This window comes from Magnetovibrio sp. (assembly GCF_036568125.1).
Lineage (GTDB): Bacteria > Pseudomonadota > Alphaproteobacteria > Rhodospirillales > Magnetovibrionaceae > Magnetovibrio.
This window is the reverse complement of the sequence record NZ_DATCTF010000006.1, coordinates 80,507-103,849: the sequence shown is the minus strand read 5'-3', so window position 1 is coordinate 103,849 and position 23,343 is coordinate 80,507. Positions and strand designations below refer to the sequence as shown.

The 23,343-nt window shown below is 58.1% G+C and carries 24 protein-coding genes; 12 read left to right on the top strand and 12 right to left on the bottom strand.

Annotated features, from left to right (window positions below):
- The first annotated feature begins 20 nt into the window (after positions 1-20).
- The 3 genes from VIN96_RS02695 (at position 21) to VIN96_RS02685 (ending at position 1,880) form a co-directional block, all read left to right on the top strand.
- Positions 21-563, top strand: coding sequence for a protein phosphatase CheZ (locus VIN96_RS02695; protein WP_331893888.1), 543 nt, complete (start codon positions 21-23; stop codon positions 561-563).
- Between the two features lie 181 nt (positions 564-744).
- On the top strand, positions 745-1,245 hold the full coding sequence (locus VIN96_RS02690; RefSeq protein WP_331893887.1) for a peptidylprolyl isomerase: 501 nt from the start codon (positions 745-747) through the stop codon (positions 1,243-1,245).
- Between the two features lie 23 nt (positions 1,246-1,268).
- Complete coding sequence (locus tag VIN96_RS02685) at positions 1,269-1,880, top strand: peptidylprolyl isomerase (RefSeq protein WP_331893886.1); 612 nt, start codon at positions 1,269-1,271, stop codon at positions 1,878-1,880.
- 10 nt (positions 1,881-1,890) lie between these two features.
- Here VIN96_RS02685 and VIN96_RS02680 read toward each other — a convergent pair whose 3' ends face one another.
- Positions 1,891-2,271 (bottom strand): response regulator, encoded by a 381-nt coding sequence (locus VIN96_RS02680; protein WP_331893885.1) that lies wholly within the window; start codon positions 2,269-2,271, stop codon positions 1,891-1,893.
- 2 nt (positions 2,272-2,273) lie between these two features.
- Positions 2,274-4,313, bottom strand: coding sequence for an ATP-binding protein (locus tag VIN96_RS02675; protein ID WP_331893884.1), 2,040 nt, complete (start codon positions 4,311-4,313; stop codon positions 2,274-2,276).
- Positions 4,314-4,462: 149 nt separating this feature from the next.
- On the opposite strand from VIN96_RS02675, the gene VIN96_RS02670 reads away from it, so the two are divergent.
- Positions 4,463-5,530 (top strand): amino acid ABC transporter substrate-binding protein, encoded by a 1,068-nt coding sequence (locus VIN96_RS02670; protein WP_331893883.1) that lies wholly within the window; start codon positions 4,463-4,465, stop codon positions 5,528-5,530.
- A gap of 19 nt (positions 5,531-5,549) precedes the next feature.
- Here VIN96_RS02670 and VIN96_RS02665 read toward each other — a convergent pair whose 3' ends face one another.
- Positions 5,550-6,776, bottom strand: a complete 1,227-nt coding sequence (locus VIN96_RS02665; RefSeq protein ID WP_331893882.1) for an MFS transporter — start codon at positions 6,774-6,776, stop codon at positions 5,550-5,552.
- Positions 6,777-6,887: 111 nt separating this feature from the next.
- Between VIN96_RS02665 and VIN96_RS02660 the strand changes: the two genes are divergently transcribed.
- Positions 6,888-7,679, top strand: a complete 792-nt coding sequence (locus VIN96_RS02660) for a helix-turn-helix transcriptional regulator (RefSeq protein ID WP_331893881.1) — start codon at positions 6,888-6,890, stop codon at positions 7,677-7,679.
- A gap of 9 nt (positions 7,680-7,688) precedes the next feature.
- Here the strand turns inward: VIN96_RS02660 and alaS are convergent, their stop codons facing one another.
- The gene (gene alaS, locus VIN96_RS02655; RefSeq protein ID WP_331893880.1) at positions 7,689-10,337 is read right to left on the bottom strand and encodes an alanine--tRNA ligase; all 2,649 of its coding nucleotides are present in this window, start codon (positions 10,335-10,337) and stop codon (positions 7,689-7,691) included.
- Between the two features lie 242 nt (positions 10,338-10,579).
- Positions 10,580-11,677, bottom strand: a complete 1,098-nt coding sequence (recA, locus tag VIN96_RS02650) for a recombinase RecA (protein WP_331893879.1) — start codon at positions 11,675-11,677, stop codon at positions 10,580-10,582.
- A 438-nt stretch (positions 11,678-12,115) separates the two neighbouring features.
- Between recA and VIN96_RS02645 the strand changes: the two genes are divergently transcribed.
- On the top strand, positions 12,116-13,444 hold the full coding sequence (locus VIN96_RS02645; RefSeq protein WP_331893878.1) for a methyl-accepting chemotaxis protein: 1,329 nt from the start codon (positions 12,116-12,118) through the stop codon (positions 13,442-13,444).
- Positions 13,445-13,728: 284 nt separating this feature from the next.
- Complete coding sequence (locus tag VIN96_RS02640) at positions 13,729-14,214, top strand: cytochrome b/b6 domain-containing protein (RefSeq protein ID WP_331893877.1); 486 nt, start codon at positions 13,729-13,731, stop codon at positions 14,212-14,214.
- Positions 14,215-14,223: 9 nt separating this feature from the next.
- Here the strand turns inward: VIN96_RS02640 and VIN96_RS02635 are convergent, their stop codons facing one another.
- From VIN96_RS02635 to flgB, 7 genes are all read right to left on the bottom strand, one after another.
- Positions 14,224-16,953 (bottom strand): PAS domain-containing protein, encoded by a 2,730-nt coding sequence (locus VIN96_RS02635; RefSeq protein ID WP_331893876.1) that lies wholly within the window; start codon positions 16,951-16,953, stop codon positions 14,224-14,226.
- A 4-nt stretch (positions 16,954-16,957) separates the two neighbouring features.
- Positions 16,958-18,019 carry a flagellar biosynthesis protein FlhB gene (gene flhB, locus VIN96_RS02630; RefSeq protein ID WP_331893875.1) on the bottom strand — a complete coding sequence of 354 codons (1,062 nt, stop codon included), beginning with the start codon at positions 18,017-18,019 and terminating at the stop codon, positions 16,958-16,960.
- A 27-nt stretch (positions 18,020-18,046) separates the two neighbouring features.
- Entirely contained in the window at positions 18,047-18,814 is a 768-nt protein-coding gene (gene fliR / locus VIN96_RS02625) for a flagellar biosynthetic protein FliR (protein WP_331893874.1), read from the bottom strand.
- A 15-nt stretch (positions 18,815-18,829) separates the two neighbouring features.
- Positions 18,830-19,096, bottom strand: a complete 267-nt coding sequence (fliQ, locus tag VIN96_RS02620; RefSeq protein ID WP_331893873.1) for a flagellar biosynthesis protein FliQ — start codon at positions 19,094-19,096, stop codon at positions 18,830-18,832.
- 67 nt (positions 19,097-19,163) lie between these two features.
- Positions 19,164-19,496, bottom strand: coding sequence for a flagellar hook-basal body complex protein FliE (locus VIN96_RS02615; RefSeq protein WP_331893872.1), 333 nt, complete (start codon positions 19,494-19,496; stop codon positions 19,164-19,166).
- Positions 19,497-19,533: 37 nt separating this feature from the next.
- A complete protein-coding gene (gene flgC / locus VIN96_RS02610) occupies positions 19,534-19,944 on the bottom strand; it encodes a flagellar basal body rod protein FlgC (protein ID WP_331893871.1) in 411 nt (136 codons plus the stop codon).
- A gap of 60 nt (positions 19,945-20,004) precedes the next feature.
- Complete coding sequence (flgB, locus tag VIN96_RS02605) at positions 20,005-20,415, bottom strand: flagellar basal body rod protein FlgB (RefSeq protein WP_331893870.1); 411 nt, start codon at positions 20,413-20,415, stop codon at positions 20,005-20,007.
- Between the two features lie 276 nt (positions 20,416-20,691).
- Here flgB and VIN96_RS02600 point away from each other — a divergent pair, with 276 nt between their 5' ends.
- From VIN96_RS02600 to VIN96_RS02580, 5 genes are all read left to right on the top strand, one after another.
- The gene (locus tag VIN96_RS02600; protein WP_331893869.1) at positions 20,692-21,012 is read left to right on the top strand and encodes an EscU/YscU/HrcU family type III secretion system export apparatus switch protein; all 321 of its coding nucleotides are present in this window, start codon (positions 20,692-20,694) and stop codon (positions 21,010-21,012) included.
- Entirely contained in the window at positions 21,009-21,329 is a 321-nt protein-coding gene (locus VIN96_RS02595; RefSeq protein ID WP_331893868.1) for a hypothetical protein, read from the top strand. Before VIN96_RS02600 ends, VIN96_RS02595 begins: the two co-directional genes overlap by 4 nt.
- Positions 21,330-21,468: 139 nt before the next feature.
- Positions 21,469-21,819 carry a flagellar biosynthetic protein FliO gene (locus tag VIN96_RS02590; protein WP_331893867.1) on the top strand — a complete coding sequence of 117 codons (351 nt, stop codon included), beginning with the start codon at positions 21,469-21,471 and terminating at the stop codon, positions 21,817-21,819.
- Positions 21,816-22,610: a flagellar type III secretion system pore protein FliP gene (gene fliP, locus VIN96_RS02585; protein WP_331893866.1), complete on the top strand. Its 795-nt coding sequence runs from the start codon at positions 21,816-21,818 to the stop codon at positions 22,608-22,610. Before VIN96_RS02590 ends, fliP begins: the two co-directional genes overlap by 4 nt.
- Before the next feature lie 129 nt (positions 22,611-22,739).
- Positions 22,740-23,321: an Hsp20/alpha crystallin family protein gene (locus tag VIN96_RS02580; RefSeq protein WP_331893865.1), complete on the top strand. Its 582-nt coding sequence runs from the start codon at positions 22,740-22,742 to the stop codon at positions 23,319-23,321.
- The last annotated feature ends 22 nt before the right edge of the window (positions 23,322-23,343 follow it).

Sequence of the window (23,343 nt, the reverse complement as noted above, 5' to 3'; positions counted from 1 at the left end):
GCGAAAAGGATGCGGCGTACATGAATGCACCGATTGAAGATCTCGACTCCGATGCACTGCGGCACGAATTGCACGGACTATTGCGTTACATCAACCGCGTGCGTCAAGAAATCGCCAGCATTTCCCGTCCGGCGGACGATGCCCATGAATTCGGCACCATGTCCGACCAACTGGACGCCGTGATCAAGGCCACCGACGACGCGTCGAACACGATCATGGCCTGCGCGGAAGACAATGAAGAGGCCGTTCAGAAGCTGCGCGCCGTCCTCACGGATCCGGCACAAATTGCGCTGCTCGATCAAATTTCCGAAAACGACATGAACACCATCCAGGCCTGCAGCTTCCAAGACATCACCGGCCAGCGCGTTACCAAAGTGGCCCGTTCGCTGACCTACGTGGAAGATCGCGTTACGGCGCTGACGGAACTATGGGGCAAGGACGAAATCGCCAAAGTGGAAATCAAAGGCGAAGAAAAGACCGAGGACGAAAAACTGCTCCACGGCCCGGCGCTCGACCCCACCCGCGCCATCAGCCAAGATGAAATCGACGCCCTATTCGACTGAGCGCGACCAAGCACGAAGTTCGCACTCAAAAATCCTGCGCATAAACCCTGCCCTTTCGGCGGGGTTTTTGTTTTTGAACCACCGTGCTATTTTCCCCGCACCGACCCACTTTTACAACGCGAGGGACTCTATGACCCGTTTCATTTCCGCTTTCGCTGCCCTCACTTTCGGAGTTTTGCTTATGACCCAACAGGCCCTGGCCCTGGACCTTGAAAACACCCTGTACCTGGACCTGAAAGACGGCCGCGTGGTGATCGAAATGCGCGAAGACTTGGCGCCCAAGCACGTTACGCGCATCAAGCAACTGGTCCGTGAAGGCTTTTACGACGGCCTCACCTTCCATCGCGTGATCGACGGCTTCATGGCCCAGACCGGCGACCCGCTGGGCAACGGCACCGGCGGGTCCGGCGTCAACTTGCCGGCTGAATTCTCGCGCGAGAAGTATGTCCGTGGCACCGTCGGCATGGCACGCGCCCAAGACATCAACAGCGCCGACAGCCAGTTCTACATCATGTTTGACCGCTCCGAATATCTCGACGGCAAGTACACCGTTTGGGGCCAAGTCGTTCAGGGCATGGAATTCGTCGACAACATCAAGAAGGGCGAAGGTCCCAACGGTGCGGTTCTCGGCGAACCCGACACGATCGTGCGCATGCAGGTCGCGGCCGACGCTCAAAACTGAACGATGCATCTGGAGGCCGTGTCATGCGCATTGCCATCTTAGCGGCTCTTGCGTGCGCCATCGCCGCCGGCGCATGGTTCGCTCTCAGTCCGTCCTCATCCGTGTCTCCCGCCAGCGTCTACCAAGGCGCTGGCGAGACCAATTTGGACTTACAAAGCGCCGACAACGTTGTCTATCTCGACCTTCCCGCCGGGCGGGTGGTGATCGAAATGCGCCCCGACCTGGCCCCCAAGCACGTCGCGCGGATCAAGGAATTGGTGCGCGCGGGCTTTTACGACGGCCTCACCTTCCATCGCGTGATCGAAGACTTCATGGCACAGACCGGCGACCCGCTGGGCAACGGCACCGGCGGGTCCGGCGTCAACTTGCCCGGTGAGTTCTCGGGCGACAAATTCGTCCGTGGTGTGGTCGGCATGGCCCGCGCGCGCGATGTCGACAGCGCCGACAGCCAATTTTTCATCATGCTCGGCAACGGACGTTGGCTTGACGGCAAATACACCGTCTGGGGCCATGTGGTTGAGGGTATGGAATTTGTCGATGCCCTGAAAAAGGGCGACAAGAACGCGAACGGCAAAATCAGCGGCGAACCCGATAAAATCGTGCGCATGCACATCAAGGCGGATCAGCGGGGCTAAACCAAAGCCCTCAGTCCACCACTTTCAGATCGGGCACCAAAACGCGGTTGAGGCAATCGCCCAGGTCTTTGACGGAAAACGGCTTGGTCAAGGCACAATCGGCACCGATCTGATACGTCGTTTCCATGATGTCGACGTTCCGTCCACCGCCGGAAATCGCCACGATTTTCAGCTCCGGGTTGTTCAGTTTCAATTCCAGAATGGTTTCGACACCGTCCTTTTCGGGCATGATCAGGTCCGTAATGACCAAGTCGAATGCACCGGAAATGCATTTTTCAACCCCCTCCACACCATTGGACGCACTTTCGACCGTGTGCCCCATGGATTCAAGCGCCGCCTGCAAAGAGAACCGCACCGCATCGTCATCTTCTATTACAAGCACAGCCGCCATCTTCACGCGCCCTCACAGCCCATTTTAGGTTGATCGCAGACATTTACCACAACCTCGTCGGAGATAGGCAGATAAATATCGAATCTGGTGCCTTGATCTTTCACGCTGGTCACTTTGATACCCCCACCATGCATGGTCACGATGCCGCTGGCCATGGACAAGCCCAGCCCCGTCCCCTTGCCAAGCCCCTTGGTCGTAAAAAAGGGATCGAAAATCCGCTCGACGATTTCCGGTTCCATTCCGCAGCCATTGTCACTCACGCTGATTTTTGCGTACACGTCGTGGACCACGTCCCCACCCATATCGTATTCGACGTTCGCTCGGTCTTCCCGTGATAAATTGACTGTAATCTCGCCGGCCTTGTCGCCGATCGCATCCATGGAGTTGGTGGCAAGATTGAGCAAAAGCGCTTCGAGTTGAGCCGCATCGCCGACAATCTTGCCAACCCCTGAATCCAGATTTTCAGTCAAGCGGATTGATGTCGGCGCGCTGGAGCGAAACAGCGCCAAGGTGTCGCTGACCACGCCGTGAATATCCAGTGCGCACCGCTCCGGCTCGTCTTGGCGCGAATAGAGCAATATCCGATCCCCCAGCGCCTTGCCCCTGCGGCATGCATCGATGGCGATTTGCAGGCGTTCGCGAATGGGCGAACCTTCGGGCGCATCGCTCAAGGTCAGTTCGCTCAAGATCAAGATCGGTTGGAAAATGTTGTTGAACGAATGCGCCACACCCCCAGCCAGGTTGCCAAGCGCCTGCATTTTCTGCGCATGACGCATTTCAATTTCGGCCTGCTTGTATTCAGTGATGTCGGTGAGCGCACCCTGATAGCCAGCGAAGCGGCCATTTTCATCGAATACCGGAATACCCGACGATTGCAGATGCTTGGTGTGTCCGTCCACGGTGCGCACGGCGAATTCGAAGCGGCTGAACGCCTTGCGATCACGCAGGGTTTGCAGGTGATCCGACAAGATTTCGGCATCGACGCGGACGTCGTCTGCGGTCATGCGTTCGAACAGACTGTGGTGAAGAACATCAGGTGGGTTGCCCACGGTCTCGAAAAACTGCGGCGACATGTATGTAATGGCGTAATCCGCATCGGTTTCCCAAAACCAGTCGGACGCCACTTCGAACAGATTACGCAGCCGTCGCTCGTTGGTTTCTAGATTGTTTTTGGCCGTTTCCAGCTCACTTGTACGTTCATCGACCAAAACCTGGAGCCGCTCTTCACGCTCGCCCAATTTATCGACGAAGGTGCCGAGCGCATCCGCCATGTCGGAAATTTCATCCTCGCCACCGCGCGGAATGACTTCCTTGGTGCTGCCATCGGCGACCGCACGCATGGCACGCTGGATGGCAACCACGCGACTGCCGACGCGGTTGTCCAAATAAACCGCGATCAAGATCGCAAAGATGGTGGCGCCAAGCGCATAGACGTTGAGGAACCAGCTTTCCACCTGGATTTGGTTGAGAATGCCCGAAACAGAACGTTCGATTTCGCCCGTGCGCGCATTGGCCAACCCGGCGACGGAATAGGTCAAACGGTCGGCGTGATATTTGTGCAAAAGCAGCAAGCGGTCGACTTCCGCCGCCAATTCCGGTGTTTCCGCGCCGAGCCCGGCGACGTCAGCATCGTGACGACGCTCCACCGCCAGTGCGAGGTCCTTGAAACTGTCCAGCAAGGCCCGTTTGTTTTGCTGGACGTGATCGAGACGCTCTTGCTCGATACCCTTTTCGGCCAAAGTGGCTAATTGAGTGTCGAGCCAGTTGAATTGGTCATTGATACGATTGACAAAGGCTTCGCGGGTCCATTTGTCGCGTGTCAGCACCACGCCGGCCGCGCCCTTGGAAATCGCCTCTCCTTGGCGCGCCACCTCATAGGCCGCGACCAACACCGGAATGCTTTCGCCGGACAGACGCGTAAGGCGCTGCTCGTATTGCCCCATCAGGTAGATGTTCCAAATACTGGATACCACCCCGACGAACGCGAGCAAAAAGAAGGCGTACAGAACCCGCTGCCGAATACTGGAAAAAACCTTACTCATCACGCTCCCGACGCAAAATAGCCTCACTGCGTATCTGCATGACTTTCGCATGCGGTGCATTGATATTCCACCACACAATCAAAATCATCACGCTTAACAAGATCATCTTGGGCGCATACACTGCGATAAATAACAGTTGGAAACCCACTATGCGCGCACGCTCACCTTTTTACACGGCCCGCCGAACGGCGTTGGCGTTATTTCTGTTCAGCACCTTCAACGCTTTTGCCGCAGTGGGCCAAGAGCAGCCGCATAGCACGCTCGACATGGTGAGAGACCGCGGCCAGCTCAATTGCAGCACCGCCGGACACCTCAACACCCCGCGCGAATACTCTCAACCCGGCACCATCGCCGGTTTCGACCGAGATTTCTGCCGTGCCATCGCCGCCGCGGTGTTGCACGACACGACAAAGATCAATTTTGTTCAGTTGGTGCCGCAAAACCGTTTTCAAGCCTTGCAGGAAGGCGCCGTCGATGTACTGATCCGCTCCACCACCTGGACCCTGTCGCGCGACGGCTCTCTCGGCATCCACTTTGCCGGCGTCAATTTTTATGATGGTCAGGGCTTCGTGGCGCGCAAATCTCTCGGCGTGAAAAGCCTGCTCGAGCTGAAAGCAAAGGGCAAGAACGCGGCCGCCTGTGTCGAAAACAACACCACCAGTAAAGACAACATCGCCGAATACATCCGCGACCACGACCTGCCCATCGCCTTGATGTCGTTCGGCGCCTTTGAAGAACTGCGCTACGCCTTCTTCACCGAACGTTGCGACCTGTTCAGTTCGGACCAGTCGTTTCTGGTCGAGTTTCGCACCAAGGAAACGCCCGTGGCCGATGATTACATGATTCTCGAAGACGTCATCTCGAAAGAGCCCCTCGGCGCGGCGGTGCGTGATGACGATCCACAATGGTTCAACATCGTGCGTTGGATCGTATTCGCCACCATCCAGGCCGAGGAACTGGGCATCACGTCCAGCAACATCGATCAAATGCGCGACAGCGGCACAATCGCGCAACGCCGCTTCCTCGGCGCAGAAGCGGGTGTTGGCAAAGCGCTCGGCCTTGACGACGGGTGGGCCTACCGGGTGGTCAAGCACGTCGGCAATTACAGTGAAATTTTCGAGCGCAACCTCGGCAAGGACAGCGACTTCCAACTGGAACGTGGTCTCAATGCACTGTGGACCGACGGTGGTTTGATGTACGCACCGCCCTTTCACTAAGCGCACTCGTCACAAGGCGCTACTCTCCGGCGGGAGCTTCCGTCGGCTCTTCAACGGCCTTCGCAGTGGGGGTGGAAAACACCGTTTCACAGCCCCACGACGGATTGCGCGGGATCAAGAACGCCAGCGCCAACGACCCTGCCGCCATGCCCGCCCCCGCATAAAATACCCAGGCGTGGTCTCCGACCCAGATTTGTCCGAACACCACCGGGATCACCACCGCCGCGATGTGGTTGATGGTAAAGCTGACCCCCGATGTCGACGCGATGTCTTGGGGATCGGCGATTTTCTGAAAATACGTTTTCGACGCAAACGACATGGCGAAAAACAGGTGGTCGAGCAGATAGAGCCCCACCGCCACCCATGCGGTGTCAACCACCGCATAAGCCAGAAACACGCCGATCAGGCCTGTGTATTCGATGATCAGTACGCGCCGTTCGCCAAGGCGCGCGATCAAACGCCCGACCTTGGGCGAAAACCAGATCGCCATGGCGCTGGTGGCGAGAAACATCAAGCTCATCGCCCCGGCGTCGAAGCCGAATTTCTCGACCATCAAAAAGCCCGCGAACACCACGAAAATCTGACGCCGTGCGCCCCACAAAAACGTCAAAGCGTAAAACAGCCAATAGCGCCGGCGCACCACCAAGTGCTTGTGCTGTTCGGCCTTGCCCTGAAAGCGTGGAAAGGCCAAGTGGCACCACAGCGTCATCGCCACGGTCGCCCCGCCGCCCACGGCATAGACCCACACCATGTCGATATGCAACACATCCTGACTCAGCCAGATCAGGGCGAACACCAACAGACCGGCGAACGAGCCCGCCGACACCATGCGCCCCAGCGCCACCGGGGCGCGCTTCACATCCAACCACTGCAAAGCCAAGGATTGACGCAGGGTTTCGAAATAATGGAACCCGATCGACATCACCACGGTGGTGATATAGAGGCCTATTTCAGACGGGAAAAAGCCCGTCGCCGCAGTACCGACACCGAGCAGCGTCAGCGCGATCAGCGCCAGTGCTTGTTCGCGCATCACCAAAAGCAAGAACACCACCCCGAACGACAGGAAACCCGGCACTTCCCGCAGGCTCTGCAAAATGCCGATCTCTACCCCCGTGAATGCGGCGCGTTCGATGGCGAAGTTGTTGAGCAACGCCATCCAGGTGCTGAAGCTCAGCGGCATGGCGATGGACAACAAGATCAACAACAGTTCGGGACGCTGGGAAAAAGGCGTTGTGCGTTCACTCATTTGCGGTGGCTCCGAAGCATCTTTGTGCTGCGCATGGTTTAAAAGCATTGCCAAAATATGCCGCTTGGCAATAGGCTGATACACGCCATTATGACAATAAGTATCGAGTTTATGCCAAACACAGATCACCCTTATCCGCTTCCCGGGGTCCTGCTCGATTGGGAGGACGTTCCCCGCCCCATCGTCATTCGCCCCCATGACATGGTGCGTGGTGAAGAGGTTCCTCTGCACCGACACCGGCGCGGGCAGTTGGTGTACGCCCACAAAGGGCTGGCGTTGGTGACCACGGCCCATGGCGCGTGGGTGATGCCGCCCAACCGCGCGGTGTGGGTGCCGGGCAATTTGGACCATGGCGTCAAAGCCATCACCGACACCGCAATGGCGAGCCTGTTCGTCACCCCCGGTACGGTGGCGAATCTGCCCAGGACCTGCGCGGTGGTCGAGGTGCCCAAGCTGTTGCGTGAATTGATCCTGCACGCCAACGGGTTCGCGGATCGCTACGACGACAACGGCCCCGAGGGGCGCGTGATCGCCGTCATCATCGATATGCTGGAGAGCCTGAAAGAGGTGCCGTTGCACCTGCCGATGCCCCGCGATGCGCGTCTCAAACGCATTGCCGAGGCCATCGTCGAGGCCCCCGCCGACACCCGCAACCAAAGCGAATGGGCAAAACATTACGGCGTCAGCGTACGCACCTTGGCGCGACAGTTTCCCGAACAGACCGGCATGAGTTTCGGCCAATGGCGCCAGCAGGCGCGCCTGATGGCCGCGCTGGGACGTCTGGCAGACGGCGAACCGGTGGTATCCGTCGCACTGGATCTGGGCTACGCCAGCCAGAGCGCCTTCATCGCCATGTTCAAGAAAGCCCTCGGCGTGACGCCGGGACAGTACTTCCGCAAATGATTGAAGCCCTTAGGCGCCGAGCGCGGCTTCGATGGCGTCCAACGCGGCTTGAGCCTTGTCGCCGTCGGGGCCGCCCGCTTGGGCCATGTCGGCACGCCCGCCACCGCCCTTGCCACCGACCACGGCGGAACCGGCGCGCACCAGATCGACCGCGCTGATCTTATCGATCAAGTCGTCGGTGACGCCGACCACCAAGGATGCCTTGCCGTCCGCCACCGCAACCAAAGCCACCACGCCGGATTTGATCTGCGCCTTGAGATCGTCGGCCAAGCCCTTGAGTTCTTTGCCCGACACGTCTTCCAACAGCTTCGGCGCGAAGGTCACGCCGCCGATGTCCTTGGTTTCGAGACCGCCGCCGGCGCCACCGCCGGATGCCAGTTTCTTGCGCAGGTCGGCGATTTCGCGTTCCATCTTCTTGCGCTCTTCGACCAAGTTCTGAACCCGCGTCGGCACGTCGGCGGGCGACGATTTCAACACCGCAGCCGCAGCCTGCAAGGTTGCTTCCTGGGCTTCCATGTACGCGACCGCAGCCGCGCCGGTCAGCGCCTCGATACGCCGCACGCCAGCGGCGACCGCGCTTTCGGAGACGATTTTCAACAACCCGATGTCGCCGGTGCGGTTGACGTGGGTACCGCCGCACAGTTCGATAGAGAAGTCCTTGCCGCCATTTTCGGTTTCGGTGCCCATCGACACGACCCGGACTTCGTCGCCGTATTTTTCGCCGAACAGCGCCATCGCGCCCGCTTCGACGGCCTCTTCGGGGGCCATCAGACGGGTGGTGACCGCGGTATTGGCGCGCACTTGACCGTTGACCATAAGCTCAACGTCGGAAATTTGTTCGGCGCTCACCGCCACCGGCTGGCTGATGTCGAAGCGCAGACGTTCCGCAGACACCATCGAGCCCTTCTGCGTAACGTGATCGCCCAGTTCCAGTCGCAACGCCGCATGCAGCAGATGCGTGGCGGAATGGTTGGCGCGGGTCGCGGCGCGGTGGCCGTGATTGACGTTCAGCGCCACCTCGTCACCGACCTTCAGCGCGCCTTCGACGACCTTACAGACATGAACGGTGATGTCGCCGAGCTTCTTTTGCGTGTCCGTCACTTCGACACCGACACCATCGCCACACATCTCCCCGATGTCGCCCATCTGGCCGCCGGATTCACCGTAAAACGGCGTTTGGTTGCACACCACCAAGACTTCGTCGCCGACGCACGCCTCATCGACGCGTTCGCCGCTCATGACGATGGCGGTGACTTGCCCCTGCGCGGTTTCGGTTTTGTAGCCGAGGAAATCGGTCGCGCCGACATCGTCTTTGATGTCGAACCACAACTCTTCCGTGGCCGCTTCACCGGACCCAGACCAGCTGGCGCGGGCGGCGGCCTTTTGCTGCTCCATGGCGCTGTTGAAGCCGGCTTCGTCGACCTGAATGCCCTTGGAGCGCAACGCGTCTTGGGTCAGGTCCAGGGGGAAACCGTACGTGTCGTAAAGCTTAAACGCGGTTTCGCCATCCAGCTCGCCCCCCGTTTGCATGCCGTCGGTGGCTTCGTCGAGCAGCTTGAGACCGCGTTCCAGGGTCTTCTTGAAGCGGGTTTCTTCCAGCTTGAGCGTTTCGGTGATCAGCGCTTCGGCGCGGTTCAATTCCGGGAACGCGCCGGCCATTTTCGCCTGCAGTGCCGGGAACAGTTTATAGATCAGCGGTTCCGACGCGCCCATCATGTGGGCATGGCGCATGGCGCGGCGCATGATGCGGCGCAAAACGTAACCACGACCTTCGTTGCTCGGCAGCACGCCGTCGGCGATCAAAAACGCGGTGGCGCGTAGATGGTCCGCGATCACCCGATGCGAAACCCTGTGGTCGCCGTCCGGGTCCGTACCGGTGGCGTCGGCCGAAGCCAAGATCAGCGCGCGCATCAAATCGGTATCGTAGTTGTCGTGGGTGCCCTGCATCACCGCGGCGATGCGTTCCAGGCCCATACCGGTGTCGATCGACGGTTTGGGCAGCTCGATCCGCTCGCCGTTTGCCTGTTGTTCGTACTGCATGAACACCAGGTTCCAGATTTCGACAAAGCGATCGCCATCCTCGTCGGGCGAGCCCGGAGGGCCACCGGCAATGTGATCGCCATGATCGTAAAAGATTTCCGAACACGGGCCGCACGGGCCGGTATCGCCCATGGACCAGAAGTTGTCCGAGGTGGGAATGCGGATGATGCGCTCATCGGGCAGTCCCGCGACTTTCTTCCAGATATCGAAGGCCTCGTCGTCGGTGTGGTAGACGGTGACCAGCAAGCGGCTGGGGTCGATGCCGTAATCCTTGGTGATCAGTTTCCACGCCAGATCGATGGCGTCGTCCTTGAAATAATCGCCGAACGAAAAGTTGCCGAGCATTTCGAAGAACGTGTGATGACGCGCGGTGTGGCCGACGTTTTCCAAGTCGTTGTGCTTACCGCCGGCGCGCACGCATTTTTGCGACGTGGTGGCGCGAGTGTAGTCGCGCGTTTCCATGCCGGTGAAGACGTTCTTGAACTGCACCATGCCGGCGTTGGTGAACATCAAGGTCGGATCGTTGTGCGGCACGAGCGGGCTCGACGAAACCACTTCGTGGCCGTTTTTGGCAAAGAAATCGAGGAAAGCCTTGCGGATATCGTTGGCGGTTTGCATCTGGTTTCAGTCCGACTGGTTCGTGCTCACACATTTTCACTGCGCCCCCGGACAAGCCCGGCGACACAAAGAATTGCTTTTACAGGGGTTCTGATAGCCTGTCCACCACGCCAACCGCCTTTGGCTCTCAACACGTTACCCACAGTGCGACGACGGCCCCAACGGGCGACGAAGCGTCGCTCTTTGGGGCCGCGCACAGCGCATGGGGATCATGCGGCAAAATAAGGCTGTAAGGAGCCGGATCAGTCCTCGATCGGCGCGTCATCGACCGCGCTGTCATCAGCCATGGAGTCCGGTCCGCCGGTGAGCATTTCCTCGGAAATCAGCCCCGCATTGGCGCGGATCTGGCGTTCCAGATCTTCGGCCATTTCCGGGTTGTCGCGCAGGAACTGCTTGGCGTTTTCACGTCCTTGACCGATGCGGGTCGAATTGCACGAGAACCACGAGCCGGATTTCTCGACCAATCCGGCCTTGAGACCCAAATCGAGCAGTTCGCCCATTTTCGACACGCCTTCGCCATACATGATGTCGAATTCGACCATTTTGAACGGCGGGGCCATCTTGTTCTTGACCACCTTGACGCGGGTCTGGTTGCCGACCACTTCCTCACGGTCCTTGATCGCGCCGATACGGCGGATTTCCAGACGCACGGAGCTGTAGAACTTCAGCGCGTTGCCGCCGGTGGTGGTTTCGGGATTGCCGAACATCACGCCGATTTTCATGCGAATTTGGTTGATGAAGATCACCAAGGTGTTGGAGCGCGCGACCGAGCCGGTCAGCTTGCGCAACGCCTGGCTCATCAGGCGCGCCTGCAGGCCGACGTGGGTGTCGCCCATTTCGCCTTCGAGTTCGGCGCGCGGCACCAGCGCGGCAACCGAGTCCACCACCAAAACGTCGACTGCACCGGAACGCACCAAGGTGTCGGTGATTTCCAAGGCCTGTTCGCCACCATCGGGCTGCGAGATCAACAATTCATCGATGTTGACGCCCAGTTTTTTGGCGTAAATCGGATCGAGCGCATGTTCCGCGTCGACGAACGCGCAGGTGCCGCCGTTTTTCTGCGCCTCGGCCACCACGTGCAGCGCCAAGGTCGTTTTGCCGGAGCTTTCCGGGCCATAAATCTCGACCACGCGACCTTTCGGCAGACCGCCGATACCCAGGCCGATGTCGAGCCCGATCGAGCCGGTCGAAATGGCTTCCGCCTCGACCGTTTCGCGCTGGCCGAGTTTCATCACCGAGCCTTTGCCGAACGCGCGTTCGATCTGCGACATGGCGGCTTCAAGAGCCTTGCTTTTGTCCACGGAGCCTTTCTCCACTAAGCGTAATGCTGATTGCGTCATGATCCCCACTCCAATGTTTCATAGAGGTTTGCGTTGTTCAATGAAGTCAGGATGTACTCACTTTGTTCTCATTGTCCAGTAAAATTTTAACTTACTGATATTAATATATTTTTTGCATCATGTTCTCATCATGTTCACATTTTTTATCAAAAACACACGCGCCGCAAATCAAGCAGCACATTCCGATATAGATCGAATCGGCCCGCCAACCATGACGGCACTGCGGAGATATCGCCCGTTACTCCTTTCAGGAAAAGGCGACGTCAAACGCTCCGCCATACCACGGCCCAAGAGCGCTGCATTTCTATACGCGACATCACTCATGGAGGTGTATCGAACAGACCGATCCATACAAAAATAATATGAATTAAGGGTATGTTTTTGCACGTACAAAGGATGTACAATGTTCGAAAATAGCTTCTGATAGAAGGGAACGTCATGTCCGAGAACAGCGAAAAGTGCAGCGACAACGTCATCAAGCTTCTGGCCGAAGGGGCGTATGAACAAGCCAAAACCACCGGACATAGCGAAGGCAGCGGACCGACGGTCGACAAACTCGCCGCAGTTTTGGAAGAGAATGATCGCGACAACCTTAAGGGCTCGATTCAGGTGGCCGTCGAATGCGGCGACGCCATGGTTTCCATCGCGGAAATGACCCGCGACGTTCACGAAGTCAACAATCGCTCCCAGGCCATTGCTGCGGCCGCTGAAGAAATGGTCGCGTCCGTTAGAGACATCGCCCACACCAGCGAAGCCGCCGCCGCGGACGCCAACACCGTCGAAGCCAGCGCCCACGATGGCTTGAAGTCGGCCGAATTGGCGGTGGAAACCATGCACAACATCGCCCGTGCGGTGAAAGACGCCGCGGCACAGGTCGACAGCCTAGCCGAAGCCTCTGCCCAGATCGGTCAAATCGTCGAAAGCATCGAAGCCATCGCCAAACAAACCAACCTGTTGGCCTTGAACGCAACCATCGAAGCGGCGCGCGCGGGCGAAGCCGGCAAGGGCTTCGCCGTGGTCGCCGGTGAAGTGAAGAACCTCGCTAACCAGACTGCAAAATCGACCGACGACATCCGCACGCGCATCGGCCATCTGCGCACAGAAATGTCGACCATCGTGACCTCCATGGAAGCCGGTGCCAAAGCGGTGCAAGAAGGCGAGGAAGTCATCGCCGCGACTGGCGACGGCATGCGCGCCATCGGCGAACAAATCGCCGGCGTGACATCGAAGATGCAAGACATTTCCTCGATTCTGGCGCAGCAAAGCGAAGCCTCGACCGAGGTCGCCCAAGGTGTAACCATGATTGCCGACATGTCGCGGCGCAACTCCGAAGAGATCAGCCGCGTCGCCGACGCCATGGACAAGGCCAACGGCGTGATCGTCGATCGCGTACAGCTTCTCGGGGCGCGCGACATTTCTTACAAGGTCGTTTATCTGGCCAAATCCGACCACACCACGTTCAAGAAAAACGTCATGGATACGTTGATCGGACGCAAGTCGCTGGGTGCCGACGACTTGGCTGACCATCACAATTGCCGACTGGGCAAATGGTATTACGCCGTGAGCGAGCCCGAAATCAAAAACACCCACGCTTACAAGAACATGGAAGATCCGCACGCCCGCGTCCACAAGTACGGCAAAGAAGCCCTGCAGTGTATGCACAGCGGCGATATGGACGGTGCGCTGGCAGCAGCGGGCAGCATGGAAGCGGCCTCGAAAGAGGTGCTCAGCTTGCTTGACGAACTGGCGCGCGAACTCGGGCATTAAGTTCGGGCAGACGCTTCTTTAAAACGACACGCGATCCCCGCTTTGCGGTGTGGTCTCGTGTCATTTTTTTTATGAACTCAATCTGAATTTCTCCTTCAGTAGCCGTTCAGTGACACCTTGCTAGATTTGCGAAATCAGCAAACATCGTCATAGGAGCTACCCCATGCTGAAGAAAATGATGCAGGACACCTTGATCGCAGGTATCGCCATCAGTGTAATTTCCGGCGGTTTCATGGTCATTACGGCGCGCGCCTTGGGCGTCGCTTAAACAAGCGTCTGAACCGATGCGCATTTCTAACCGTTTTCAAACCCAGTTTCTGAGGTTTTGGCACGCCATATTTTCCGGCGGTTTCATCGTCGCCTACGTCACCGAAGACGTGTACGCCATGCACATGTTTTCCGGCACCGTGGTGCTGGGCGCGGTTGCGGTGCGCGTGCTGCTCGGTTGGATGGCGCGCGACAAATCGCCGCTCGCCCTGAGCAATCCGATGGATGCTACCCGGCTGTGGTGGGAACGCGTTTCAAGCGGCGCCAAAGCGCGCAATCCGCTTTATGCATGGTTCGCCACCGCGCTTCTGGGCATCATCGGCCTTGCCGCCGCGACCGGTTGGCTTGCCGAACTGCTGCCTTTCACCAAGGACCTGCATGAAGGCGTGGCCGAATTCACCCTTGTGGTGATCGTCGGCCATCTGGGTTTGGTGTTCTTCAAACCTGCGAAGAAATATATTCTCGAATTTGTCCAAACGCAGTCCGCAAGCTTTTTGCGATAGAGTTCCGTTTTATTCCGCCAGCACACCCTTGACCTTCGCCGCCAAGTCTTTGAGCGAAAACGGCTTGGGCAGGAAGTGGAAGCTGCTGTCGGCGGGGATGCCGCCGGGGATGACGTTTTCGGCAAAGCCCGAGATCAAGATCACCTTCATGTCCGGCATTTCCTGGCGCACGAACTGCACCAGGGTGTGGCCGTCCATGCCCGGCATCACCACGTCGGTGACGATCAGGTCGATCTGCTTATCGGTGGCGTTGATGACTTCCAGCGCCTCTTCGCCGTTGGCGGCTTCGAGCACCGTATAGCCCTTGTTGCGCAGCGCGCGCGAACCGAACATGCGCACCGCGTCCTCGTCTTCGACCAGCAAGATGGTACCCACCCCGGTGAGATCGCCGTCAATGCCCTCGCGTTCGGCCTTGAGTTCCGGTTCCGGTGCGCCATCGGGTACGGTTTCGGCTGGCGTCTCCGCAATCGCAGTTGCAGTGGCGGCGTCCTCTTCGAAATACCGCGGCAGACACACGGTGAACGCCGCACCTTCGCCCGGCGCGCTGTCGACGAACACATGGCCGCCGGTCTGATGGACGATGCCGTAGACCGTGGACAGCCCCAACCCCGTGCCCTCGCCGACTTCCTTGGTGGAAAAGAACGGCTCGAAAATGCGCGACATGTCTTCCTTGCGAATGCCTTCGCCGGTGTCGATAACGTCAAGCGTCACATACTCGCCAGCGGGCACCAGTTCCATGCCGCGCTGGACCGGTTCGTCCAGCGACAAGTTGGCGGTGCGAATGGTCAGCGTGCCACCGCCGGGCATGGCATCACGGGCGTTCACCGCCAAGTTCAAGATCACCTGATCGAACTGGGTCGGGTCGACGCGAATGGCGCCCAGATCGCGGCTGTGTTCGATGTTGAGGTCGATGGTCGGACCGAGCAGGCGGCTCAAAACTTCCGACAACTCCGAAAGTTTTTCCTTCGGTTCGATGATTTGCGGCTCCAGCGTCTGCTTGCGCGAGAATGCTAACAATTGACGTACCAAGGACGTGGCGCGCACCGCATTTTGGCGGATCTGGTTGATGTCGTTGAACGACGGGTCTTCGGGCCCGTGACGGGTCAGAAGCAGATCGGAAAAGCCGATCATAGCCGTCAGCAGGTTGTTAAAATCATGGGCGATTCCACCTGCCAACTGGCCGATGGACTGCATTTTTTGCGACTGGGCGAACTGCACTTCTAGGTGCTTGTGTTCGGTGGTGTCGATGAAGTGCAAGATCAGGCCGGTGACCTCGCCGAAGCCGTCTTCCATGCGCGACGCGTACAGCGATGCGGTGATTTCCCGGCCGCCGCGCGCCGGCATGCGCACATCCAAATGCGCCGCGCGCATGATGCCCATCACCACCTTGGACAACTGCCCGCCGACCTCGCCGCGGTCTTCCTTGGCCAGGCGTTCGGTGAACGGCAGTCCCTGGACATCGTCCTTGTGCAGCCCCAGCATCTTGAGGAACGCGCCGTTGCAATCGGTGATGTTGGCCTTCATGTCCAACATCGCAATGGCCACCGGGGCTTCGTCGAACAGCCAGTACAAGCGCCGCGCGATGTCGGACAGGTCCTCGTCCGCGCCCGGATGCGCCACCACTGCGGTTTCCGGCGGCGGTTGTTTCTTGACCAGATCACGCACCACGATGGAACGGGTGTAGAGCAATTCGCCACTGTCGCCGGTGCGCCCCGACTGCAACAAGAACGCCTTGAACGAAAGTCCGTCGCGTGGTTGCAAGATCACCTGACCATTATCACCGTCGTCATCGGGATCGTCGCTGGGCATCAATTCGGCGACGAATTCAGCAAACCCCAAGCCTTGGTCACGAATGTCGCTGAGGCGAATTCCAAGCCATTTGCACAAGGTTTCATTGGCGTAGACCATGCGCCCGGTGCCGTCGACCGAAAAGAAGCCCACCGGCAGATTGTCGAGCAGGTCGGCCAGCACGGCCTCTTCGGCGCGGCGCACTTCGTCGAGTTCACGCCGTGCGGTGACATCACGCGCGGTCCAGCACACCAATCCGCTACGTGGACCGCCCGCCGGACGCGCGGCCAACTGCCACCACGACTTGGCGCCGCCGATCAACGCAAACGGCAGTTCCGCCCAGTCTTTTGCGCCACTGGCGGCGGCGGCGAGCATCCGCCGTACGGTGAGCGGCGAGTCCGCATCCTGTTCGAAAAAACGTAACGCGTTGGGGATTTCCGCCGCCGCATTGCGCTGGAACAAACTGCGAAACGCTTGATTGGCGTAAAGCACCCGGCCTTGGGCGTTGCTCAACATCAAGGGCGAACCGGTTTCGCCTGCGGCGAGATGCACCAGCGCAGCCTCTTCGTCGCTGCGCGAACGCCGCCCGAGGCTCCACGCGAACGCTACAGTGAACGCCGCGCCCAGGGCCAACGTGGTGTGGCCGACCATCGGACCGTCGAGGGCGAAATCTTGGGGGATGAACACACCCATTTCCATGGCCACGCGCAACCCGCCGAACACCAACGCCGGCAAGCCGAACGCAAGTGGATTGGGGCCGCGCGGCGGGCGAAAACGCTCCGCCCCCGGGCCTTGAGGTCCCCCATCGTCTTGGGCTTGGGACGGCACCGTGATCGGGGCGATGGGTGGCTTGGGGCCGTCGCGCAGCACGTTTGGCGCAGTAGCCGCGCCTCCGTCGGGCGCCGCGCTATCCGTTGCTTCGCTCTCAGTGGATGGTTTGTCCAAGGCCACCAGATTACTTCCCCTTCAAACGCATAATATAACCGATGATCTCGGCCACCGCCTGATAGTGCTCGACGGGAATTTCCTCGTCCAACTCCACGGCCGCATAGAGCGCGCGCGCCAACGGCGGGTTCTCGACGATCGGCACTTCGTTTTCTTCGGCGACTTCCCTGATCTTAAGTGCCAGAGAATCCACGCCTTTGGCAACCAACTTCGGCGCTTGCATGTTTTCCATCTTATACTCCAACGCCACCGCAAAGTGGGTCGGGTTGGTGATCACCACGTCGGCGTTCGGCACGTTGGCCATCATGCGCTGCTGGGCGCGTTCCGTCCTGATTTTACGAATACGCGCTTTGACGTGGGGGTCGCCTTCGGTGTCTTTGTGCTCGTCCTTGACCTCTTGGCGGCTCATGCGCATCGATTTGGTGAATTCGAACTTTTGATAGGAAAAGTCCAAAACGGCGACCACGAACATCACCATCACCGCCCCCGCAGCAATGCTCAGCGAGACGAAATAGATGCGGTCCAAGACGTCCATGATGTCGTGATCGGCCATCACGGGCAGATCCGTCATCCACGGCAGCGTCATGGAAAAACACACGAACGCCATCACCGTCAGTTTGAACAAACCCTTGAGAAATTCGATCACCGAGCGCAGCGAGAACATGCGCTTGACGCCCTTAATGATGGATATTTTATCAAGTGATGGCACCAACTTACTCGGCGCCATCAAAAAACCTGTTTGCGCCACGTTGGCGACGAAGGCCAAAATCAATAGCATGGCGAACAGCGGCGACAGAACGATACCCAATTCCAAGAAAACATCGCCCATCAACAACGGCACAGACCCACGCGTAACGGAAATGTCCTCAATATGTTGGAGGAAACCCACCGCATAGCCCGCGATGTGCGACATGGTCCACGGCGCCAATACGGCTAAGCCCATCGCGGCGCCCAACAAAATGGCCCAGCTTTTGACTTCCTGCGAAGTCCCGACCTGTCCCTTTTCTCGTGCTTTGGAGAGTTTTCGGGCGGTCGGGTCTTCTGTTTTTTGGGAGTCGTCTTCCTCAGCCATATCACCCCAATACCCGCAACGGCTCTATCAACCCAGTGGAATCAAGAAATTGTACAAATTGCCCTCGAAATAGCGCATGAACACTATCATCATTCCACTGAGAGACAGGATCAGTATCCATATCTGCATGGCGATCTGAATGGGCATGCCGAAGAAAAACACCGGCAACTGCGGCATCAAACGCCCCATGATGCCCAACACAAGATAATACGCCACGCCCGACACCACCAGCGGAGAAGATATTTGCACCCCGATGCGAAAGCTGTCGGCAACGCGATGGGCGATGTAGTCGGTCATGTCTCCGACCTGAACGCCCTCCGCGGGCACGAACAGGTTGTAACTGTCCACCACCGCCATCAACATCAGGTGATGGGTATCGGTGACGAATACGAGTGTAATCGCTACGGTGCTGATGAATGTCGACAAGACCGCGCTTTGCTGCTCAGAAATGGGATCTTGAATAAACGAGTTCGCCATTGACGACACCATCGCCAAAATCGTTCCCGCCGTTTGCAGAGAACCGAGAAAAATACGCGGAATCGTACCCAAAAACGCACCGATCAACACTTCGGAAATCAGCAGTAGAACCAGCACCGACGGCGCTGCCGGTTCGGTAGGGATGATGGGTAAGAGAATGGGCGTGACCAGGAGGCTCACCAGCAAGGCAAACACCAACCGCGCCGTCATGGGAACCTGTTGGGAGCCGAAACCCGGCATCAGCGAAAACGCGGTACCGATCCGCGCGAAAATCAGTAAAAAGGCGAAAAGGTTGAGGTTGATCAGTTCGCTCAACATGTCCCGCGACCCGGCCTAACCGACCGTCGCGATACGATCGAACAGAGTCAGGGAATATTCGATCACCGTCGTCATCATATAGGGCAGGAAAACCACGATCGCGATAAAGATAATGATGATCTTGGGCACGAACGTCAGGGTCATTTCCTGAATGGTGGTCAGCGCTTGGAACAGCGCGATGATCAAACCTATCAATAGGCCAGCCATCATGATCGGTCCGGCCGACAGCAGCACGACCCACAGCGCACCCTGTGCAATATCAAGGACATCGGTTTGGTTCATGGTTTCGGCTCACAGACCCCGTACGGCTTCCGGCCCCCCTGCGGCTACCGGCGAACCTCCGCCACGATTACATCGGCATGCGGAGAATCTCTCGGTAAGCTTCAACGACCTTGTCGCGAACTGCAACAACCGTTTGCAAAGTCACTTCCGCCTCACTTACCGCCGTCACCACATCGGTCAGATTGGCTTGGTTCTGAATGCCCTGGATAGCCAATTGCTCACTGGTTTGTCCCAATTGGGTGGCCTGATTCAGGTACCCCGAGACCAAGTTGGAAAACGGCCCCGGTACGTTCGGCTGAATGTCCTGGGTCGGGATCGCATTGGGCGTTATGCCGGTTTGCTGGGCCTGATTGTACAACTGAGCGGCCTGGGCAATGTTCACATTGGGATTGATGGCCATGGCTCATACTCCAAAATTAATAATTTAAACCAAAGACTTAGCGCAAAAGACCGATGGCGCTTTGCAGCATGGTCTTGGAAGACTTGATAACGTTGAGGTTGGCTTCGTAGGAGCGCTGCGCTTCACGCATGTCCATCATTTCCACCAACGAATTGACGTTCGGTGCCAGCACGTAGCCGTCCGCACCCGCGGCCGGGTGAGCCGGATCGTAGCGGCGCTGAAATTCCGACTGATCCGTTTTGATGCGGTCGATGCGCACGGTATCGACGCCGATGGCACGGTCGAGTTCGTTACGAAAGGTCACGACTTTGCGACGGTAAGGCAAGCCGCCGGGCTGGGTCGGCAGCGAATCGGCGTTGGCGACGTTCTCCGAAACCACGCGCAAGCGCGTGCCTTGGGCTTTCATACCCGCTGCGGAAATCCGCAATGTTCTGAGCAGATCGTCCATGTCGTCCTTCCTGACGCCCTTGCGCCTTATCCTCTGGCCTCAAACGGCCCAAAGTGGGCCTTAGCGGCCCTTGCCAATTGCGATTTTGATCATACCGATGTGCTTGCGATAGAGCTCGTTGGTGAGCTGGTATTGCATTTGCGTTTCGCCGATTTTTGCCATCTGCTCTTCCAGCACCACGGCGTTGCCGTCCGGTGCGGTTTCATAGGGCGTGCGGTTTTCTTCGCCCGCAAACGGCGATGTCGCGCGTCGTGCACCGGCCATATGCATCGGAGAAGTCGTCACAGCATTCAATTGAGTCTGCTGTTGCTTTCTCATCATATCCTTAAAATTCAAAGCCTTGAGGTCTTGAGGTTTGTATTTCGGCGTATCGGCGTTGGCCACGTTTTGGGCAAGAACTTCCTGGCGGCGGGTCAGCCAGCCCATGTGTCCCTTAACCAATCCAAACAGTGTGAGTTTATTGAGATCCATCTCTCATTCACCAACTGACGTCACGAAATTCAGCACGACTGCAGACATCTCACCCCTTACTCAGGTGTGATCCCATTCTGGGCCCCAAATGTCCCTTTCTGGAACGGAAAGCTTATGTACGGAGTCTCGCGCAGACGTTTTAAGATTCAATGAATCGCCCCTTTCCCGCACACGCATGACGATTCCCCATAAATTCATGCACGCGATTCAGAGGATGTTAAGCGCCATCTGTCACGCTACGGAACTTGAAACGAAGAAATTCGGGATAATCGCGTAATGAGCGACGAAATCGATGATGAGGATGTGGCCGTCGCCCTGACCTATCAGCCCGGGCAAGATCAGGCCCCCCGCGTGGTGGCCAAAGGGCAAGGTTGGCTGGCGCAGCAAATCATCGAAATCGCCGAATCCAACGGCATCGAAGTTCGTTCCGATGCCAATCTGGCGCAGATTTTGGCGCAGGTGGATGTGGACAGTGAAATCCCGCTGGAAGCCTTCACCGTGGTCGCGGAAATCCTGTCCTATGTATACGAGAAAAACAACCAATGGCCCGAAGGCTTGGGCCCGCAACGCAAACCCAGCGGTGGAGGTCGCCGATGACCGATATGAGTGAAGCGACGATCCGTGAGGAACTGGAAAAAGCCGCCAGTCTGATTTCCGGCGCGCGGCGTTTGATGGGCGAAGGTCGTCACGTCGATCTCAGCGCCATGGAAGAGCGCGTGCGCGCCATCACTCAGGCCATCTCCGCCGCCGCACCGGAGGTAGCCGCCACGTACAAAGAGCATTTGCAAGCGCTGATCGATGCCTTGGACGTCTTGGAACAAGACCTACAAACCCATCACCAGGCGATGGAAGATAGCATCAACGCCATCCGTCACCGCGAAGCCCACGACGCCTATGGGCCGAAAAAGAAATGATCCGTGCTGGCGCCCAGAATGCGAATCGACGCACTTTGTAAAAACGGGCGCGCCGCGCCTACCCATCAGAACCAAGCAGCTCTAGGGCTCGCACCCCCTGAGTTTTCCGCAACCCGCAAAACGCGTATGGTCTGAAGCTATGGATCTTGGAAACTACTTACGTTTTGTGTTTGCCTTGCTGTTCGTGCTGGGCTTGATCGGTGTGCTCAGCGTCCTTGTGCGCCGGTACGGTTTCGGCATGTCCACGCAGCCCATTCGCAAAGGTCAGGATCGACGCCTGAGCCTAGTGGAAATTCTGCCTATCGACACCAAGCGGCGCGCCATCTTGTTGCGCCGCGACAGCGTTGAACACCTGATTATCTTGGGCCCGGATTCAGAGACCGTCGTGGAAAGTTCCATTGCCCCGCCGCCGGTGAAAGGCCCCGCAGCGGACACCTTCACCGAGGCGCTCGAGAACGTCGCACCGCAGGGAACGAAGGACACGGCATGAAGACGTTTTCCCTGACCCGTAAAGTCGCAGCCCCCCTGCTTAAGCCTATGCTCAAGCTGACGCTTTTCACCCTAGCTGTGAGTGGATTGTTTTGGGTCGCGCCCATTGACGCCTTGGCGCAAAGCGTGACGCTGGACCTGGGCCCCGCCGCCGGGGCATCGACAACGGGACGCATCGTTCAGTTGGTATTACTGCTGACGGTTCTCACCCTGTCGCCGTCGATCCTGATCATGATGACCTCGTTTACGCGCATCGTGGTGGTGCTGTCGTTTCTTCGCACGGCGATTGGCACCCAGCAAACCCCGCCCAACCAAGTGCTGATCTCGTTGGCGCTGTTTCTCACCATGTTCATCATGATGCCGACCCTGCAGGCCACTTACGACGATGCCTTGCAACCATTGATCGACGGCACCATCGACGAGACCCAGGCGTTCAACCGCGCCATCGTGCCGTTTGAAAACTTCATGATGACCCACGTTCGCGAGCAGGATTTGGCGCTGTTCGTCGATATGGCCGGCCTCACCGATCAAGACGTCGCCCAGAACATGCCCATGCGGGTGTTGATCCCGGCGTTCATGATTTCGGAACTCAGACGCGCGTTCGAGATCGGCTTTTTGCTGTTCGTGCCGTTTCTCATCATCGACATGGTGGTCGCATCGGTCCTGATGGCTATGGGTATGATGATGCTGCCGCCGATCATGATCGCACTGCCGTTCAAAATCATCTTCTTCGTGTTGGTTGACGGCTGGTACTTGATCGTCGGCTCACTGGTGCGCAGTTACGGCGGTTAGCTGCGGCAAGCGCTCTCGTTTCACCAAAAGTTGTGGTATAATACCTCCCGAAGGCGCCCTTATAGGGCGTACAGGGTCTAGGCTGGATCGAGCCCACACCCCAGTTTCTCTTTTATGAAGGAGGCTGTTATGTCGGTCAAAGTCAAGAAAACCGAAAAACCGAAAAAGGATGACGCGGAGACTTCCAAGACGAAGACGACGCCCGCGATTGGGCGTATGCAGCATCCTTTGTTGGCGCTTCGCGAAGAAGTCGACCACTTGTTCGACAATTTCTTCTCCGGCTTTGCAATCGGCCCGTTCGGCGAATTCGGTCGCAGCACCCTGCGCACCGAGCCGTTTCGTCGTTTTGAAGATGCGTTTGCCGGGCTCGCCCCGTCACTGAGCATCAAAGCCGATGTCCGCGAGAGCGATGATGCATACCGCATCCAAGCCGAAATGCCCGGCGTAGAAGAAGATGGCGTCGACGTCAGTGTTTCCGACGGCATGCTCACCATCACGGGCGAGAAGAAGGAAGAGAAAAAAGAAGACCGCGAAGACTATCACCTGACCGAACGTCATTACGGTTCGGTGAAACGCACCTTCCCGGTTCCCGACACGGTCGATTTGAGCAAGGCTGAAGCCAGTTTCAAGAACGGCGTGCTGAACATCACGCTTCCCAAGAAGGCTTTGCCGAAAGCCAAAGCGACGAAGATCCCCATTTCGGGGCGCTGACACACAACGTAAAAAGCCCGGC